This is a genomic window from Pseudoxanthomonas suwonensis, from assembly GCF_000972865.1.
Taxonomy (GTDB): Bacteria; Pseudomonadota; Gammaproteobacteria; order Xanthomonadales; family Xanthomonadaceae; genus Pseudoxanthomonas; species Pseudoxanthomonas suwonensis_B.
The window spans coordinates 250451-267589 of sequence record NZ_CP011144.1 but is presented as its reverse complement, the minus strand read 5'-3'; the positions used below and the strand labels follow the sequence as shown (position 1 = coordinate 267589).

The 17139-nt window shown below is 72.2% G+C and carries 17 protein-coding genes; 13 read left to right on the top strand and 4 right to left on the bottom strand.

Annotation, left to right across the window (positions count from 1 at the left end):
* Nucleotides 1–121 precede the first annotated feature (121 nt).
* Complete coding sequence (locus tag WQ53_RS01125) at nt 122–3517, top strand: hybrid sensor histidine kinase/response regulator (RefSeq protein WP_052629618.1); 3396 nt, start codon at nt 122–124, stop codon at nt 3515–3517.
* A gap of 171 nt (nt 3518–3688) precedes the next feature.
* Nucleotides 3689–4177, top strand: a complete 489-nt coding sequence (locus tag WQ53_RS01120) for an NUDIX hydrolase (RefSeq protein WP_052629617.1) — start codon at nt 3689–3691, stop codon at nt 4175–4177.
* 315 nt (nt 4178–4492) lie between these two features.
* Here the strand turns inward: WQ53_RS01120 and WQ53_RS01115 are convergent, their stop codons facing one another.
* Both WQ53_RS01115 and WQ53_RS01110 read right to left on the bottom strand, forming a co-directional pair.
* The gene (locus WQ53_RS01115) at nt 4493–5158 is read right to left on the bottom strand and encodes a response regulator (protein WP_052629616.1); all 666 of its coding nucleotides are present in this window, start codon (nt 5156–5158) and stop codon (nt 4493–4495) included.
* Nucleotides 5159–5165: 7 nt separating this feature from the next.
* A complete protein-coding gene (locus WQ53_RS01110) occupies nt 5166–5924 on the bottom strand; it encodes a 3-hydroxybutyrate dehydrogenase (protein WP_052629615.1) in 759 nt (252 codons plus the stop codon).
* A 137-nt stretch (nt 5925–6061) separates the two neighbouring features.
* On the opposite strand from WQ53_RS01110, the gene WQ53_RS01105 reads away from it, so the two are divergent.
* The 8 genes from WQ53_RS01105 (at nt 6062) to WQ53_RS01070 (ending at nt 13569) form a co-directional block, all read left to right on the top strand.
* The gene (locus WQ53_RS01105; RefSeq protein WP_144409185.1) at nt 6062–7900 is read left to right on the top strand and encodes a 3-hydroxybutyrate oligomer hydrolase family protein; all 1839 of its coding nucleotides are present in this window, start codon (nt 6062–6064) and stop codon (nt 7898–7900) included.
* A gap of 691 nt (nt 7901–8591) precedes the next feature.
* Complete coding sequence (gene pssA, locus WQ53_RS01100; RefSeq protein WP_052633829.1) at nt 8592–9206, top strand: CDP-diacylglycerol--serine O-phosphatidyltransferase; 615 nt, start codon at nt 8592–8594, stop codon at nt 9204–9206.
* Nucleotides 9207–9262: 56 nt separating this feature from the next.
* The gene (locus WQ53_RS01095) at nt 9263–10843 is read left to right on the top strand and encodes a poly(R)-hydroxyalkanoic acid synthase subunit PhaE (protein WP_052629614.1); all 1581 of its coding nucleotides are present in this window, start codon (nt 9263–9265) and stop codon (nt 10841–10843) included.
* 11 nt (nt 10844–10854) lie between these two features.
* Nucleotides 10855–11928: a class III poly(R)-hydroxyalkanoic acid synthase subunit PhaC gene (locus tag WQ53_RS01090; RefSeq protein WP_052629613.1), complete on the top strand. Its 1074-nt coding sequence runs from the start codon at nt 10855–10857 to the stop codon at nt 11926–11928.
* A gap of 82 nt (nt 11929–12010) precedes the next feature.
* Nucleotides 12011–12490, top strand: coding sequence for a DUF5329 domain-containing protein (locus tag WQ53_RS01085; protein WP_082112786.1), 480 nt, complete (start codon nt 12011–12013; stop codon nt 12488–12490).
* Nucleotides 12487–12696, top strand: coding sequence for a PspC domain-containing protein (locus WQ53_RS01080; protein ID WP_052629611.1), 210 nt, complete (start codon nt 12487–12489; stop codon nt 12694–12696). Before WQ53_RS01085 ends, WQ53_RS01080 begins: the two co-directional genes overlap by 4 nt.
* Before the next feature lie 53 nt (nt 12697–12749).
* Nucleotides 12750–13178: a hypothetical protein gene (locus WQ53_RS01075; protein ID WP_052633827.1), complete on the top strand. Its 429-nt coding sequence runs from the start codon at nt 12750–12752 to the stop codon at nt 13176–13178.
* A 160-nt stretch (nt 13179–13338) separates the two neighbouring features.
* Nucleotides 13339–13569, top strand: coding sequence for a hypothetical protein (locus WQ53_RS01070; protein ID WP_052629610.1), 231 nt, complete (start codon nt 13339–13341; stop codon nt 13567–13569).
* A gap of 27 nt (nt 13570–13596) precedes the next feature.
* Here the strand turns inward: WQ53_RS01070 and WQ53_RS01065 are convergent, their stop codons facing one another.
* On the bottom strand, nt 13597–14139 hold the full coding sequence (locus WQ53_RS01065) for a cysteine hydrolase family protein (RefSeq protein ID WP_144409184.1): 543 nt from the start codon (nt 14137–14139) through the stop codon (nt 13597–13599).
* Nucleotides 14140–14164: 25 nt separating this feature from the next.
* The gene (locus WQ53_RS01060; RefSeq protein WP_052629609.1) at nt 14165–14506 is read right to left on the bottom strand and encodes a DUF3247 family protein; all 342 of its coding nucleotides are present in this window, start codon (nt 14504–14506) and stop codon (nt 14165–14167) included.
* Nucleotides 14507–14679: 173 nt separating this feature from the next.
* On the opposite strand from WQ53_RS01060, the gene WQ53_RS01055 reads away from it, so the two are divergent.
* The 3 genes from WQ53_RS01055 (at nt 14680) to WQ53_RS01045 (ending at nt 17006) form a co-directional block, all read left to right on the top strand.
* Nucleotides 14680–15297, top strand: a complete 618-nt coding sequence (locus tag WQ53_RS01055) for a DNA-3-methyladenine glycosylase I (RefSeq protein WP_052629608.1) — start codon at nt 14680–14682, stop codon at nt 15295–15297.
* Nucleotides 15298–15426: 129 nt separating this feature from the next.
* On the top strand, nt 15427–15990 hold the full coding sequence (locus WQ53_RS01050; protein WP_052629607.1) for an isochorismatase family protein: 564 nt from the start codon (nt 15427–15429) through the stop codon (nt 15988–15990).
* Nucleotides 15990–17006: a GlxA family transcriptional regulator gene (locus tag WQ53_RS01045; protein WP_052629606.1), complete on the top strand. Its 1017-nt coding sequence runs from the start codon at nt 15990–15992 to the stop codon at nt 17004–17006. The genes WQ53_RS01050 and WQ53_RS01045 overlap by 1 nt, the downstream gene beginning before the upstream one ends.
* Nucleotides 17007–17139: the final 133 nt, after the last annotated feature.

Here is a 17139-nt window from a genome sequence, read left to right as displayed (position 1 = left end):
CGGGCGCTGCATTCCGCGATCGGTACGGCACGGCGGCGGACTTCGGTCCGCCGTCGTCGCGTTATGCTTGCGGCGGAAGTGAATCCACGGGGAAACCAGTGCATCCGGAAGTCGAGGCGCCATGCTGAGCCTGTGGCTGGTCGCCCTGGCCGGCCTGCTGTGGCTGGCGCTGATGTTCGGCACCGCGCTCTACGGCGAGCGTCATCCGACCCTGTTCGCCAGCCGCTGGCGCCACGTCTACGCCCTGTCGCTGGCGGTGCACTGCACCAGCTGGACCTTCTACGGCACCGTCACCCAGGCCGCCCGCTACGGCTGGCCACTGCCGCCGACCTTCGTCGGCGCGATCCTGTTCTATGCGCTGGCGATGGGCTTCATGGTGCGGCTGGTGCGGCTGGCGCGCGAGACCAACGCCACCTCGCTGGCCGACCTGATCGCCACCCGCCTGGGCAAGGACGCGTGGCTGGCGGCCACGGTCACCGCGGTGGCCGCGCTCGGCCTGATCCCGTACATCGCCCTGCAGCTCAAGGCGGTGACGATGAGCTTCGCCACGCTCACCCGCAGCGCCGCCGAAGGCGGGCCGTTCTGGCGCGACGGGGCGCTGTACGTGGCCCTGGCGATGGCCCTGTTCGCGATGCTGTTCGGCACCCGCCGCGCCAGCGCGGCCGAGCACAACCGCGGGCTGGTGCTGGCGATGGCGTTCGAGTCGCTGTTCAAGCTGGCGGCGATGCTGGCGCTGGGCGCGTTCGTCTGGTTCGGGCTTGAAGCACTGCCGGAGGCGGGCGTACCGCCGCCGCCAGCCTCGCCGACGGCGGGCTTCCTGCCGCTGGTGCTGCTGGGCGCACTGGCGATGTTCATCCTGCCGCACCAGTTCCACGTCGGCGTGGTCGAGTGCCGCGACGAGCGCGACGTGCGCACCGCGCGCTGGCTGTTCCCGCTGTACCTGCTGCTGATCGCCGCGCCGACCCTGCCGCTGGCCCACGCCGGTCGCGCGCTGCTCGGCGGCGAGGTGCCCTCGGACATGTACGCGCTGGCGCTGCCGTTCTCGCAGGGGCACGAGGGCGTGGCCCTGTTCGCCTTCCTCGGCGGGCTCAGCGCGGCTACAGGCATGGTCGTGGTCAGCACCCTGACCCTGAGCCTGATGATCGGCAACCACTGGTTCGCGCCGGGCCTGCTGCGCGGCGCCTGGGCGCGCGGCGACGGTGGCGACCGCCGTGGCGACCTGCTGCGCCTGCGCCGCGCCGGCATCGCCGCGATCATGCTGCTGGCCTGGGCCTACAGCCGGCTGGTGGCGGGCAACGAGACGCTGGCCGACGTCGGCGCGCTGTCGTTCTCGGCGCTGGCCACGCTGGCGCCGGTGCTGGCGTTCGCGGTGTGGCGGCCGCAGACGCCGCCGCGCGCGGCGATCCTGGGCGTGGTCGCCGCCTTCCTCACCTGGGCCTGGGTACTGCTGGCGCCGACCCTGGCGGTGGCCGCCGGACTCGATGCGCGCTGGCTCGACGTGTCCTGGCTGGAGCAGGGCCCGTTCGGCCAGCGCTGGCTGGCGCCCAACGGCCTGTTCGGCCTGACCGGCTGGAGCCCGCTCGGCCGCGCGGTCGGCGCCAGCCTGTTCATGGGCACGGCGGTCACGGTGCTGGCGATGGCCTGGCGACGCGAGGCGCCGCACCGGGCCAGCCGCAACCTGGACGCCGACGCGCTGCGCGACGCCGGCCGCCGCTTCCTGCCCGGCGAGAAGGTGGTCGAGCTGCTGGCGCAGGCACCGCGCAGCGGGCCGGTGCCGGCGGTGATCGAGGCGCGGGTCGAACGCGAGTTGTCGGCGGTGCTGGGCGCGGCGTCCGCTCGCCTGCTGCTGGACGCGGCGCGGCGCGAGAGCGGCGACCTGGACACGGTGGCGGCGATCGTCGGCGAGGCCTCGCAGGACCTGCGCTTCAACCAGCAGGTGTTGCAGGCCGCGCTGCAGAACATGAGCCAGGGCATCAGCGTGATCGACCGCGAGCAGCGGCTGGTGGCCTGGAACCGGCGCTACGCCGAACTGTTCGGTTTCCCGGAGGAACTGCTGCAGGTCGGCCGGCCGATCGCCGACCTCACCCGCTGGTCGCTGCAGCGCATGGCAGTGACTACCGCCGCCGACGAGCGTCCGTTGGCGCGCGCGGTGGAGCGGCGCCTGGCGTTCATGCGCGCCGGCACGCCGCACCTGGCCGAGCGGGTATTCCCCGATGGCGGCATCGTCGAGATCCGCGGCAACCCGATGCCCGGCGGCGGCTTCGTCGCCACCTTCACCGACGTCACCGCGTTCCGCCGGGCCGAGCAGGGCCTGATCCGCGCCAACGAGACCCTGGAACAGCGCGTGGCCGAGCGCACCACGCTGCTGGAGACGGCCAAGCAGGAGGCCGAGCATGCCAACGACGCCAAGAGCCGGTTCCTGGCCGCGATCGGCCACGACCTGCTGCAGCCGCTGCACGCCGCGCAACTGTTCGTCGACTCGCTGTCGCAGCAGCTGAGCACCGCGCCCGGTGCGGCTGCTGGTGCGGCCGTATCGGCGCCGCCGCCGCGCGAGATCGTGCGCCAGCTCGGCGGCGCGCTGGACTCGACCACCGACCTGCTGACCGGGCTGCTGGACATGTCGCGGCTGGAGGCCGGCGGCCTGGTGCCGGCGCCGCGCGCGTTCCCGCTGGACGAGGTGCTGGCGCCGCTGGCCGAGCAGTTCCGCGCGCTGGCCGGCGAACGCGGGCTGCGCTTCGGCTACCGGCCCACCGCGGTGTGGGTGCACAGCGACCCGCAGCTGCTGCGGCGCGTGCTGCAGAACTTCCTCGCCAACGCCGTGCGCTACACCGCCAGCGGCCACGTGGTGTTGGGCGTGCGCCGCCGCGGCGGGCGCGTGCGGATCGAGGTGCACGATACCGGGCCGGGCGTGCCGGCGCGGTCGCGCGAGGCGATCTTCGAGGAGTTCCGCCGCGGCGACGATGCGCCGGGGCAGGGGCTGGGCCTGGGACTGTCCATCGCCGACCGCATCGCCCGGCTGCTGCAGGCGCCGCTGACCCTGCGCAGCCGCGACGGGCGCGGTTCGGTGTTCGCGGTGGAAGTGGAACGCGCGCAGCCGCCGGCGGCGCCCAGGCCGGCGCCGGCGACCGGCGTCGCGCGCGGACTGGCCGGATGCCGCGTCCTGCTGGTCGACAACGATCCCGACGCGCTGGCGGCGCTGGCGCAGCTGCTGGCGCGCTGGGGCTGCGAAGTGGCCACCGCCGCCGACGGCGAGGGCGCGGCCGCGGCGCTCGCACAGCGGCCGGCGGACCTGTGGCTGTTCGACTACCACCTCGACCGCGGCGACACCGGCGTGGCACTGGCGGCGCGCCTGCGTGGCCGCTATGGCGCGGCGCCGTGCCTGATCCTGTCCGCCGACGCAGGCGAGGCGACCCGCGGCGCGGTGCAGGAGGCCGAGCTGGCGCTGTTGCCCAAGCCGGTGCGTCCGCTGGCGCTGAAGTCGGTGCTGGACCGCATGCTCGCCGCCACGCGCGTGTAGGAGCCGACTTCAGTCGGCGACACGGGCGTCGGATTCACGAGGGAGTCGCCTGTGCCGACGGCGCCGTGTCGCCGACTGAAGTCAGCTCCTACAAGAGCAAGGTGCCGGCGCCCGGCCTCGATTCCTGCCGGCGCCCTTAGAATCGCGGTCTTCCCGCGCCAGGCCCGATCCATGCCCTACACCCCCATCGTCGCCACCCTTGGCTACGTGCTCTCGCCCGACCGCCGGCGGGTGCTGATGATCCACCGCAACGCGCGTCCCGGCGACCAGCACCTGGGCAAGTACAACGGCCTGGGCGGCAAGATCGAGCGCGACGAGGACGTGGTCGCCGGCATGCGCCGCGAGATCCGCGAGGAGGCCGGGATCGAGTGCGAGGCCATGCGCCTGCGCGGCACGATCAGCTGGCCCGGCTTCGGCAAGCACGGCGAGGACTGGCTGGGCTTCGTCTTCGTCGTCGACGCCTTCAGCGGCACGCCGCTGGAACGCAACCCCGAAGGCACCCTGGAGTGGGTGGACGTGGACCGGATCCTGGAGCTGCCGCTGTGGGACGGCGACCGCCGGTTCCTGCCGCTGGTGTTCGACGACGACACCCGCGCCTTCCACGGAGTGATGCCGTACCGCGACGGTAAGATGCAGTCCTGGAGCTGGTCGCGGATCTGAGCGCCGATCCTGCGGCGCGTGTTCCACGCGAGCCGCGCTTGTCCACACCGGATGTGGATGGACGCGGGAGAAGGATGTGGATAACCGCCGCGGCGGCTTACCCGGCAAGGCTGTCAAGTCGTGTGGCGAAATTTTGACCAGCCCGCGTCCGGCGCGTGACCGCGTTTTCCACACCCGGTGTGGATGAATGCTGGAGAAGCATGTGGATAACCGCCGGAGCGCCTTGCCTGGCGGGCTCGTCAAGAGGGTTGGCGGAAAATTGACCAGCGCATGACACGGGCCGCGCGGCGGCGGCGATGTTCCACGCGCAGCGGCTCAGCCTTCCAGCTGGCGGCTCGGGTCGCTCAGTTCCAGTTCGCGCAGGACCACGCCGGCCTGGGTGCGGTTGCGCACGCCGAGCCGTTCGAAGATCGCCGACAGGTGCGCCTTGACCGTGCGTTCCTGCACGTCGAGCCGGTCGGCGATCTGCTTGTTGAGCAGGCCCTGGGCGACCAGGCTGAGCACGCGGAACTGCTGCGGCGACAGGCTGGCCAGGCGCGCAGCCAGCGCGGTGTCCTGGTGCGAGGACTGGGCGCGCGACACCGCCGCGCGCAGCGAGGCCGGCAGCCACTGCTCGCAGGCCAGCACGCTGCGGATCGCCTCGCGCAGCTCGTCCAGTCCCGAGCTCTTGGGCAGGTAGCCGGCGGCGCCATGGTCGAGCGCGCGGCGCACCACCCGCGGATCGTCGTTGGCCGAAACCACCACCACCGCCACCGCCGGGAACTGCGCGCGGATCGCGGCCAGGCCGGCCAGGCCGTGGTTGCCGGGCATGTGCAGGTCGAGCAGGACCAGGTCCACGTCCGGGCGCGATTCCAGCGCGGCCAGCACGCCGTCCAGCGATTCGGCCTCCAGTACCTGCAGCTGGGCCACGGCGTCGGCCGCCGCACCGCGCAGCGCGGCGCGGAACAGCGGATGGTCATCGGCGATCAGCAGGGTGGGCATGTACCTGCTACTGCACCGTCCAGCCGCCGTCCAGCACCAGTGTCTGCCCGGTCATGTTGCGCGCAGCTGCGGAGATGAGGAACGCGGTGGTGCCGGCCAGTTCGTCCATCTCGATGAACACGCCCTTGGGCATCGGCTTGAGCATGACCTGGCTGACCACGTCGGCCTCGGAGATGCCGCGGGTGCGCGCCTGGTCGGCGATCTGCCTGTCGACCAGCGGGGTCTTAACGTAGCTGGGGCAGATGGTGTTGATGGTGATGTCGGTATCGGCCGTCTCCAGCGCGATCACCTTGGAGAAACCGACCAGGCCGTGCTTGGCCGCCACGTAGGCGCTCTTGTACGGGCTGGCGACCAGCGCGTGGATGCTGCCGATGTTGACGATGCGGCCGAAGCCGCGCTCGCGCATCCCCGGCAGCACCGCGCGGGTCAGGCGGGCAACGCCGACCAGCATCACCTGGACCAGGAAGTCCCACTTGGCCAGCGGGAACTCCTCGAGCGGCGAGACGTGCTGCAGGCCGGCGTTGTTGACCAGCACGTCGACCGGACGGCTGACCGCGGCCAGCGCCGCGGCCACGCTGTCGTCGGAGGTCACGTCCAGCGCCACCGCCTCGGCCGAACCGCCCGAGCCGCGGATCCCGGCGGCGACCGCTTCGGCGCCGTCCAGGGCCAGGTCGCTGACGATGACGTGGTGGCCGGCGGCGGCCAGTGCGTGGGCGATGCCGGCGCCGATGCCGCTGGCCGCGCCGGTGATGAGGATGCTGCGCATGGGGACTGTCCGCTACTTGTATTGAACTCCGCGGCCAGCTTAGCAAGCCGTGCCGCCACCGGCGTGGTACCAAAGTACGATGACGCCGGTGGTGCGCGCCGGTAGCGTGCGAGCATCCCTCCATGCGGGTATCCGACATGCCACGCCAGACGCGCCTGCCGCTCCTGTTCCTCCTGGGCACCTGCCTGCTGTCCGCCTGCGCCAGTGCCCCCACGCCTGGATCCACCGCCGCCATGATCGAACCGCAACGCGTCACCGAGCACCGCGGCAGCGACGACCTGCTCACCGCAGGCCTGGGCCTGGACGGACTGCGCGCGATGGCGCCGCCGGCGTTCGCCGACGCCGCCGCGCCGACCGCGGCCGAACTGCGCCGCCGCGCGATCTGGAACAACTGGCGCGGCATCGCCGACCTGTCGCCGACCGGTGGCTACGGCACCGTGTACGGCAGCGTGGCCGCGGTTCCCGGGCGCGAGTACGCCGCGCTGGCCCGGCTGCCCGGGGCAAAGCAGCCGCACCGGGTGCTGGTGCAGGTGCCGGACGCGTTCGACCAGGCACGACGCTGCGTGGTGGTGGCGCCGGCCTCCGGCTCGCGCGGCGTGTACGGCGCGATCGCGGTGGCCGGCCCCTGGGCGCTGCCGCGGGGCTGTGCGGTCGCCTATACCGACAAAGGCGCCGGCACCGACTACGTCGACCTGGACGCCGGGATCGGCGTGCGCCTCGACGGCACGCCCGGCCGCCTGGGCGAGGCGGTCGACCTGGCGTTCGCGCCGGAGGTCCCGGCCGGGGCCACCGGGGTGGCGTTCAAGCACGCGCATTCGCAGGACAACCCGGAGGCCGACTGGGGCCGCCACGTGAAGCAGGCCGCCGAGTTCGCGCTGTCGGCGCTGGGCCAGGCGTTCCCCGCGGCCGGGCCGTTCACCTTCGACAACACCCGGGTGATCGCGGTCGGCGTCTCCAACGGCGGTGGCGCGGTGCTGCGCGCGGCCGAGCTGGACGGCGGCTGGCTCGACGCGGTGGTGGCCGGCGAGCCCAACGTCCTGGTCGAGGGCCATGGCAGCCGCCCGCTGTACGACTTCTCCACCGAGGCCGCGCTGCTGATGCCCTGCGCGCTGCTGCACCTGCCGGCCGACAGCCTGCCGCAGCCGCCGCTGCGTGCCCAGGTCGAACCGCTATGGACCCTGCGCTGCGCCACCCTGCAGGCCGCGGGCCTGGTGCAGGGCGCGGATACTGCCGCGCAGGCACGCTCGGCCTACGAACAGATGGAGGCGTCGGGCTGGACCGACGAGGCGTTGAAGGCCGGCGCGCTGAGCGTGGGCTTCGACCTGTGGCGCTCGGTCGCGGCCACCTATGCCTCGGCCTACGGCCGCCACGGCATCGGTGCGCATCCGTGCGGCTTCTCGTTCTCCGCGCAGAACCCGGACTTCAGCGCGCGCCCGGCGACCGGGGCCGAGCGTGGCGTGTGGTGGTCCGACGCCGCCGGCATCCCGCCCGGCAATGGCGTGGGCATCGTCGACACGAAGCTGGCGCCGCCGGACTTCACCCTGCCGGGCCTGCAGTGCCTGCGCGACCTCTACACCGGCCAGGATGCGGCTGCCGCCGGCGTGCGCGAGGGCATCGCCGCCACCCGCGCGGCGATGCCGCGTGCCGACCTGCCGGTGCTGGTGGTGCACGGCAGCGACGATGGGCTGGTGCCGCCGGCGTTCACCAGCGATCCGTACGTGGCCGCGGCGCGCGCCGCCGGCCGCGACCAGGTGCGCTACTGGCAGGTCCGCAACGCCGAGCACTTCGACGCGTTCCTCGCGTTGCCGGCCTACGGCGCGCGCTACGCGCCGATGCTGCCCTACGTATACGCGGCGCTGGACCGCGTGGCGGCGCACCTGGACGGCCAGGGCGCGCTGCCGGCAGACGCGGTGATCGAGGCGCGCGGGCGCGGCGCCGGCGCGGTGGACGCGGCGCAGCTGCCGCTGCCTCAGTAGGGCCGCAACCGCAACCGCAACGACAACCGCAAAGTCAAAGGCGCCGGGTCTGGTGGGCTTCGGTCTGAGCCGCGGCGAGCCGGGAGTATTGCGGTCGTCTCGGCGGCACATCCCTGTGCCGACTCGCCGACGCGGCCATCCCTGGCCGCTGCCGCAATACTCCCGGCCCGCCACGTCTTCGGGAGCTTCCAGGTCGTGGCTCCGTTCACAAGCGACGACCAGCGCACGGCTTTTGTAGGAGCGGGCATGACCGCGACCCGACGCCGTCGGCCCAGGCGACGCCCTCGTGATTCCGACGCCCGTGTCGCGGTCATGCCCGCTCCTACAGAAAGCGGCGCCGTCGTGGGTTTGCCCCCTCCCTTTCGCTGCAGGCGAAGGGGAGGGCCGGTGAGGGGTGCCGTTGCTGTTGCTCGTCCGATCGAAGCCACATCCTCAAAGTTCCCGAGGCCGTCGTGCCCAGGGGGTCTGGCGCAAGCAGCACAGGGATGTGCTGCGGTCGCGACTCGGAGGCAGGACGCCGCAGCGGAGCGATGCGCCAGACCCCCTGGGTACGGCGGCCCCCTCCGAAGCCGACGCTTGCGCATTTGCCCACAACATTCGTGAGGAGAGGGAGATCCGAGCCCCCCGCACCCACGCCGCCTCCACCCCGCCGCTGGGTATGCTGTCCCCGCCCTCCGACCTGGCCGCCCGCATGACCCGCCACTTCTCGATGCTGCGCGACTTCCAGCTGGCCGACTGGTTCACCCTGGCCAACGCCTTCTGCGGTACCGGCGCGATCTTCGCGGCGATGCGCTTCCTCCAGGAGGGCCGGGTCCGCGACCTGCTGCTGGGCATGGCGCTGATCCCGCTGGCCTTCGTCTTCGACGCGCTCGATGGCCGCATCGCGCGCTGGCGCAAGTCCTCCTCGACCCTGGGCCGCGAACTTGACTCGCTGGCCGACGTCGTCTCCTTCGGCGTGGCCCCGGCCGCACTGGCCTACGCCTGCGGCATGCAGGGCGGCTGGGACTGGCTGGTGCTGTCGTACTTCGTCTGCTGCGGGGTCAGCCGCCTGGCCCGCTACAACGTCACCGCCGAGCAGCTGTCCGAGGGCCAGGACAAGGTGAAGCACTTCGAGGGCACGCCGATCCCGACCAGCCTGGTCCTGGTGGTGGTGCTGGCGCTGGCCGCCGCCACCGGCAACATCGGCCAGGACCTGTGGTGGGGCTACTGGCAGCTCGGCCCGTGGCGGCTGCACCCGCTGGTGCTGCTGTTCGCCCTGTCCGGCTCGCTGATGATCAGCAAGACCCTGCGCATCCCCAAGCCCTGAGCGTGCGCCCAGTGACCCGCGGAGGGCGCTAGAATCCATCCCGTACGGGAGGGTTCATGGCAAACGCACCGTTCGCGCAATTTCCGGGCGACTTCGAATCGCTGGCCCGGCAGTACTGGAACACCTGGAACGAACTGCTCGGGCGCGGCACCGCGTTCGACGGCTGGGGGCTGGCCGGCGGGCTGCCGCCGGGCCTGGGCGGGATGGATCCGGGCAGCTACGACTGGTACCAGCGGATCCAGCGCCTGGCCGCCGACTTCAGCGGCGGCGGCAGCGCCGGGGACGTGGCCCGCGCCTGGCGCGACATGCTGGGCGGGCAGGGTGCCGATCCCTTCGCCGGCATGCTGCGCTCGATGCACGGCGGGCTGGCCGGCGGCGAGTGGCTGGAACAGATGCGTCCGCTGCTGGACATGCTGCTGCGTCCGGTGCGCCAGCAGAGCGCAGAATGGTTGCAGCGGCCGGCGTTCGGGCCGGCGCGTGAGCACCAGGAACGGTTGCAGGCGCTGGCCCTGGCCTGGCAGGAATGGGAGGAGCGCAACGAGGCCTTCACCGCGCTGCTGGCGCGGGCCGGGCAGGCCGCGTTCGAGCGCTTCGAGCGCCTGCTCGAGCAGCATGACGCGCCGGGCAAGCGGCTGGAATCGGCGCGCGCGCTGTTCGACCTGTGGATCGATGCGGCCGAGGATGCCTGGGCCGAGATCGCGCTGTCGGACGAGTACCGCCACGCCTACGCGGAGATGACCAACGCGCTGATGCGGCTGCGGCTGCGCCTGCAGCGCGAGGTCGAGCAGTTCGGCGCGCTGCTGGGCCTGCCCGGGCGCGGCGAGCTGGACGCCCTGCACCGCAAGGTCGCCGATCTGGGGCGCACGCTGCATGCGGCGCGCCGGGGGGCGCAGGCCGCGCAGCGGCCGGCACCGGCGGCGCGCGCGGGCGGGTCGGCGGCGTCCAGACCCGCACCGGCGGATGTCGCTGGTGCGTCGGCGCCGGCTGGCGCTGCTGCGGCGGCCACCGCTTCGGCCACCGCGACAGCGCCGCGGAAGGGCGCACGCAAGGCCGTGCGCAAGACCACAAAGGCCAAGCGCCCGGCGAAGAAGTCTGCTGCGCCCAAGGCACGCCCCACTGCCGCGCGTCCGGCACGTGCCGCGGCGGTACCCACCACGGCGCCGGCAGTGTCCGTCGTCGCCGCTCCTGCGCCTGCCGCAACCGCAGGCATGCAGGCCAGGAAGAAGTCCGCCGCGCCGGCCAGTAGCGCGGCCAAGGGCAAGGGCAGGCGCGGCAAGACGGCGGCGAAACCGGCCGTTGCGCGCACGCCCGCACCGGCGCCGGTGCGCAGCGCCGCCGCGGCCAAGCCGGCACCGGCACCTCCGGCTGCCGCCGCGCCGCGCAAGGCCGCGACCGCCGCGCCGCGGCGGGCCCCGGCCAAGGCGGCCGCCAAGCGCGTCCCGCAGCCGTCGACCGCCACCGCGCGCAAGGCCAAGGTGGCCAGCACCGGCGGCGCGCGCAGGACGCCAGTGGCGGCCGACCCCGCGCCGGCCACCACCAAGGTCGTGTCGATGAAGGACTGGGTCAGCCGCAACCTGACCGCGGCGCAATCCGAGAACGGTCGCCGCGGCGGCAAGCGCAGAGGGCGTAGCCGATGAGTCCGATCAACATGGGATCCCTGGGCCCGCTGCAGTTCAATCCGCTCGACCTGGCGCAGGAAGCCTGGAACTTCCAGAAGCGCCTGGCCGACGGCACCCGCGTGCTCGGCCAGGTCGAGGACGTCGAGTACGGCGCCACCGCGCGCGAGGAAGTCTGGCGCGACGGCAAGACCGTGCTGTACCGCTTCGTCGGCGACCGGCCGGTGTCGGGCCCGCCGCTGCTGATCGTCTACGCACTGGTCAACCGGCCGTACATGGTCGACCTGCAGCACGACCGCTCGCTGGTCAAGGGCCTGCTGGCGCTGGGCCTGGACGTGTACGTGGTTGACTGGGGCTACCCGGACCGCTCCGACCGCTACCTGACCCTGGACGACTACATCAACCGCTACATCGACGGCGCGATCGACCACCTGGTCGAGGCCAGCGGCGGGCCGGTCAACCTGCTGGGCGTCTGCCAGGGTGGCTCGTTCTCGCTGTGCTACGCCGCGCTGCACCCGGACAAGGTCCGCAACCTGGTGACGATGGTCACCCCGGTCGATTTCCAGACCCCGGACAACATGCTCTCCGGCTGGGTGCGCGAACTGGACGTGGACCTGCTGGTCGACGCGATGGGCAACATCCCTGCCGACCTGATGAACGCCAGCTACCTGATGCTCAAGCCGTTCCGGCTGAACCTGCAGAAGTACGTCGGCCTGGTCGACACGCTCGACAACCCCAAGGCGGTCGAGGACTTCCTGCGCATGGAGAAGTGGATCTTCGATTCGCCCGACCAGGCCGGCGAGGCGTTCCGCGACTTCATCAAGCAGTTCTACCAGGGCAACGCCTTTGTCCAGGGCACCGCCAGCATCGGCGGCCAGAAGGTGGACCTGGGCTTCGTCGACATGCCGGTGCTGAACATCTATGCCGAGCAGGACCACCTGGTGCCGCCGGACGCCTCGCGCGCCCTGGCCGGGCTGGTCGGCAGCGACGACTACACCGAACTGGGCTTCAAGGGCGGTCACATCGGCATCTACGTCTCCAGCCGCGCGCAGCGCGAGGTGCCGGCGGCGATCCACCGCTGGCTGGCGGCGCGGCAGGGCGACTGAGGCGCGGCGGGGCGTGTCGCCGGCACGGCAGCGCAGCCGCGTGACCGTGGCAGCGAGGGCACTCCTGGCCTGGGCCGCGTGCGTGGCCTGGCTGCCGGTGCCGGGCGCCGCACAGGACCTCGCGTCGTCCCGGCGCACGCCGGGACCCAGTGACTTCAAACAAGCGGCGGTGGCGGAGGAGGCCAAGGCGCCGGGTCCCGGCGTGCGCCAAGACGACGGGGAATCTGCGCAGGCCGACGCCGAGATCCGCGCGCTGATCGCCGGCCTCGCCGATTCCGGTTGCCGCTTCCAGCGCAACGGCCGCTGGCACGACGCCGACGACGCAGGCGCGCACCTGCAGCGCAAGTACGACTGGGCGCGCCGCCGCCAACTGTCCGGCGACGCCGAGACGTTCATCGAACGGGCCGCCAGCCGCAGCAGCCTCACCGGGCGCGCCTACCGGGTGGCCTGTCCGGGACGGGCCGAGGCCGATGCCGGCGAGTGGTTCCGCGCGCGGCTGGCGGCGCTGCGCGCGTCCGCCGCGCTAGACTGGCCGCGCCAGCCCGACGGAGCCAGCGCATGAACGCGAGCAACGCCAGTCCCGGACTGTCCCGTTCCCTGAACGACCGCATGATCGCCGGGGTCATCGGCGGCATCGCCCACCGCTACGGCTGGAGCTCCACCTGGCTGCGGATCGGTTACGTGGTGGTGTCGCTGCTGTCGGCCGCGTTCCCCGGCATCCTCGTCTACCTGGTCCTGTGGCTGCTGATCCCCAACGAGGCCGATTGAGCGACGGCAGCATCCGCGGGCGCTGGTACCCGTCCTGGCTGCCGGTCGCGGGCATGCTGCTGGGCGCGGTCTGGGCCTCGCCCTGGACCCTGGCAGGACTGGTCGCGGGACTGGCCGGCATGGCCGCGGGCGCATCGGCCCGCTTCAGCCGCCGCGACCGCGCGCTGGTGTTCGTCCGCTGGCCGTGGGGGCCGGGCGGGGCGATGACCCTGGGCAACGTGATCCTGGCCACCGGTGGCGACCTGGAGGCCAGCTGCGCCACCTACGAGCACCGCGCCGGCCGCTGCTCGCATCCGCCGGTGCGCCTGGGCGACCACGAGCGCGCGCACGTCTACCAGTACATGCTGCTCGGGCCACTGTTCGTGCCGGTGTACTTCCTGTGCGGCGGCATCTCGGTGCGCAACCCGTTCGAGCGCGCCGCCGACCACTACGCGCTGCACGGCCACGGCTGGTGGCCGCCGAGCCTGCGTTCATACCGCTGAATCGCCGGGTCCGTGCACAAGACGCAACCTGCGCGTCAGCGTGCGGAAACATGCCGCGGCTAACTTCTGTTGTACGCAATGCTAACGGCATGCCGGGCACACTTGCCCGCATCGACCGACGGCAACAACAGAACAAAAGAACAAGAAGAGGAGCGGCCGAATGAGCATCGTCCTGTACGTGGGTGGCAGCAAGGACGGCACCCGCGGCTTCGTCCCGCACGGATTCACCAAGTCGATGCGCGAGACCGTCGAGCACGGCCGCGAGATCTATGTCGAGCGCATCATCCGCCTGGCCCGCTACGGCACGGTGCGGATCATGGCGCTGGAGACGCTGTGCGAGGAGCTGATCGCCGGGCTGGTCACGCGGCACTTCGAGGCGGCGCCGGCGTAGGGCAGCCACCCGGCCGACCGGCCGGGCTCACTGGAAGCGGATCGCGCGCGACGTGCGGATGTCGACATCGAAGGCGTCGCGCATCAGCGCCAGCGCCCGGTCGCGGCGTGCCGCGGTCTGCGCCGCCACGCAGTCGCGCGGCACCTGCACCTCGAAACCGCGCATGTGCGCATCGTGCGCGGTGACCAGGATGCAGGAATCGGCCGCAATCCCGCACACCACCAGCCGTCGCACCCGCAGCTGGCGCAGCAGCAGTTCCAGCGGCGAGTCGAGGAAGCCCGAATGCCGCGGCTTGAGCACGAAGCGGTCCTCCGGTCCCGGCGCCAGCAGTGCGACGATGTCCGCGCCGGGCATGCCGTCGCGGCCGCAGCAGGCGACGATGTCGGCGAACCCGCCCTTCCAGTCCACGAAGTTGTCGTTGACGTAGACCACCAGGCCGCGGTTGTCGCGGAACCGGCGTTGCAGCGCGGCGATGCGCCGCGCCGCCGGCCGCGCCGCGCGCAGCAGCGCCGCGCCCCCCGCGAAGTCGAAGGGGTTGATCATGTCCACGATCAGCAGGGCTTGGCGCATGGCGTTGTGGCGCGAGGGCAGGGCCTCAGGCTGTCGCAGGCGGGTGCAATCGGGTGTGAAACGCGCTGCTGTCGCCTTCCGGACTAGGCGCTGCCAGCCGGACCACCTCGACCAGCCGGTCCAGCCACAGGTAGCGTGGCAGCGCGTCGCCGGCCAGCGGCTCCAGCCGCAGCAGGGCGTTGAAGCCCTCGCCTTCGCCGTCGCGGAACACCTGCACCGTCGGCCGCGCCGCGACCACGCCTTCCAGCACGCTGCCGTCGTCGAAGCGCAGGCGCACCTGCTCCTCGTCGTCCAGCAGCGCGCACACCGCGGTGAGCCGGTCGATGTCGGTGCCGGCGGTCAACAGCCGTTCGGGAAATTCGTTCATGGCCTCGCCCTCGGCGGGTGCGGTTGCCAGTATGCGGTTGCCTGCGCGAGGGGAGCGTGGAGGCGGCTGGGGTGGCCATCGAGGGGGGCGCCGCGCGTGCCGCGGGTCGACCGTCCAGGGCGATCCTCCTATCCTGCCGTCCTGTCGCCAGCCGGCGAAGCGGGAGCACAACGATGAGTGCCACGATCCCCGGGCCCGACGGAAAGCCGCGTTGCCGCTGGTGCGCAGCGGCGCCGGAATTCCTGCACTACCACGACACCGAGTGGGGATTCCCGGTGGCCGACGACCGCCGGCTGTTCGAGAAGCTGAGCCTGGAGGGATTCCAGTCCGGGCTGAGCTGGCGCACGATCCTGGTCAAGCGCGACAACTTCCGCGAAGCCTTCCACGGCTTCGATTTCGACCGCATCGCCGGCTACACGTCACGGGACGTGGAGCGCCTGCTCGCCGATGCCGGCATCGTGCGCCACCGCGGCAAGATCGAGGCGGTGATCAACAACGCCCGACGCGCCTGTGCCCTGGCCGAGCGCGGGGAGTCGCTGGCCGCCTTCGTCTGGAAGTTCGAACCGGACCCTGCCGCGCTCGCCGCGCCGCAGACCGTTTCGACCTCGCCCGAGTCGATCGCGCTGTCCAAGGCGCTGAAGAAGGACGGCTGGAAGTTTGTCGGCCCGACCACGGTCTACGCCTTCATGCAGGCGATGGGCCTGGTCAACGACCACGTCGACGGCTGTGTGGTGCGCGGTCAGGCCGAGCGGGCGCGTGGCGGATTCGGGTGTCCCGGCGCGAGGGGCTGAGCGGATAGACTGGTCGGCCGTGGGTCGAGTGGATGGCGCGATCTGTCCCTTATTGGTCGGAAACCGGCATTTCTGCGCACTTCATCGGCGCCTAGAATGATTCAACGCCGCCCATTGGAGATGCCAAAAATGTCTGCCCATACCGCGCTGCTGGTGATCGACGCCCAGGAGTCGTTTCGTCATCGTCCGTACTTCCGCGAGGAAGGACTGGCCGCCTACATCGAGCGCCAGCAGGCATTGATCGACGGCGCCCGGGCCGTGGGGATCCCGGTGGCGCAGATGTTCCATGTCGAGCCTGAAGGCGCGTTCTCCGAAGCCTCGGGCTGGGTGAAGGCGCTAGCGCCGCTGCGCGTTGAGGCCGACGCCGTGTTCAGGAAGCGGCGCCACAGTGCGCTGGTCGGCTCGGGCCTGGAGGTGTGGCTGATCGAGCACGGCATCCGCCGCGTCATCGTCTCGGGCATCCGTACCGAGCAGTGCTGCGAGACCACGGCCCGGCACGCCTCCGACCTGGGCTACGCGGTCGACTACGTGAGCGAGGCGACGCTGACCTTTCCGATGACCGATGCCACCGGCCGGGAGTGGAGCGCCGCGGAGATCCGCGCGCGTACCGAACTGGTCCTGGCCGGCCGCTTCGCCCGCATCGCGACCGTGGAGCAGGCGCTGGCGCACATACCCGAGCGGGCCGCCGCCTGATGCCGGCGGCGCCGCGCCAGCGCATCGCCGTGTTCGTGGTGGTGCCGCCGCGCACCCTGTTGCTCGACATCGCCGGTCCCATCGAAGCCCTGCGCAAGGCGAACCTCGAACAGGATGCGGTGCGCTTCGATGTCGCCTACATCGGCCCCGCGCCGCGCGTCGGCAGTTCCATCGGGCTGGAACTGTCCGGCATCGCGCCGCTGCCGGTATCGCTGCCGCAGGATGCGCTGGTCGTCGTCGCCGGCCAGGTCGCCGAGCCACTGGGCGGCCGCGCCGGCAGTGCGGAAGACGCGGGGCTCGAAGCGCGGATCGTCAACTGGCTCCGGCGCAGCATCGGCCCGGACACGCGCCTGGCGACGATCTGCTCGGGCGCCTTGCTCGCCGCGCGCGCGGGGCTGCTCGATGGCCACGAATGCACGACCCACCACGCCGCGATCGTCGAACTGCAGCGGCTGGCCCCGGCGGCGCGGGTGCGCGAGAACCGGCTGTATGTCGAGGATGGCCCACGCCTGACCAGCGCTGGGATCACCGCCGGCATCGACCTGATGCTGCACGTCATCGCGCAGCAGGCCGGCCATGCCACGGCGCTGGCCGTCGCGCGCTACCTGCTGGTCTACCTGCGTCGCGGCGGCGCCGATCCGCAGCTCTCGCCGTGGCTCGAGGGGCGCAACCACATCCATCCGGCGATCCACCGCGCGCAGGACGCGATCGCCGCGGAGCCGGCGCGCGCCTGGTCGGTAGCGGCGCTGGCGAAGATCGCCGGCACCAGCCCGCGCAACCTGTCGCGCCTGTTCAACGAACACGCGGGCAGCAGCGTCACCGATTACGCCAACCGCATCCGCGTCGCGCTCGCGCGCGAACTGGTCACCGGTTCGCAGCTCGACATGGAGAGCGTCGCCGAACGGGCCGGATTCGCCTCGACCCGGCAGTTCCGCCGCGCCTGGCGGCGTGTGTACGACACGCCGCCGGCGCACAGCCGCGGCGCCCCGGCGCCGGCACGACCCCGCGACGCCTAATTGGCCGGTGTCCGCGTCGGCCAGTTCCGCCGACCGGGACAGCCAGGCATGGCTCGGCCTGTGGCACTACGCGCTGGTGTGCGGCACGAAAAAGAAGGGGCTGGGCTGCGAAGCCCAATCCCTTGTCCTTCAT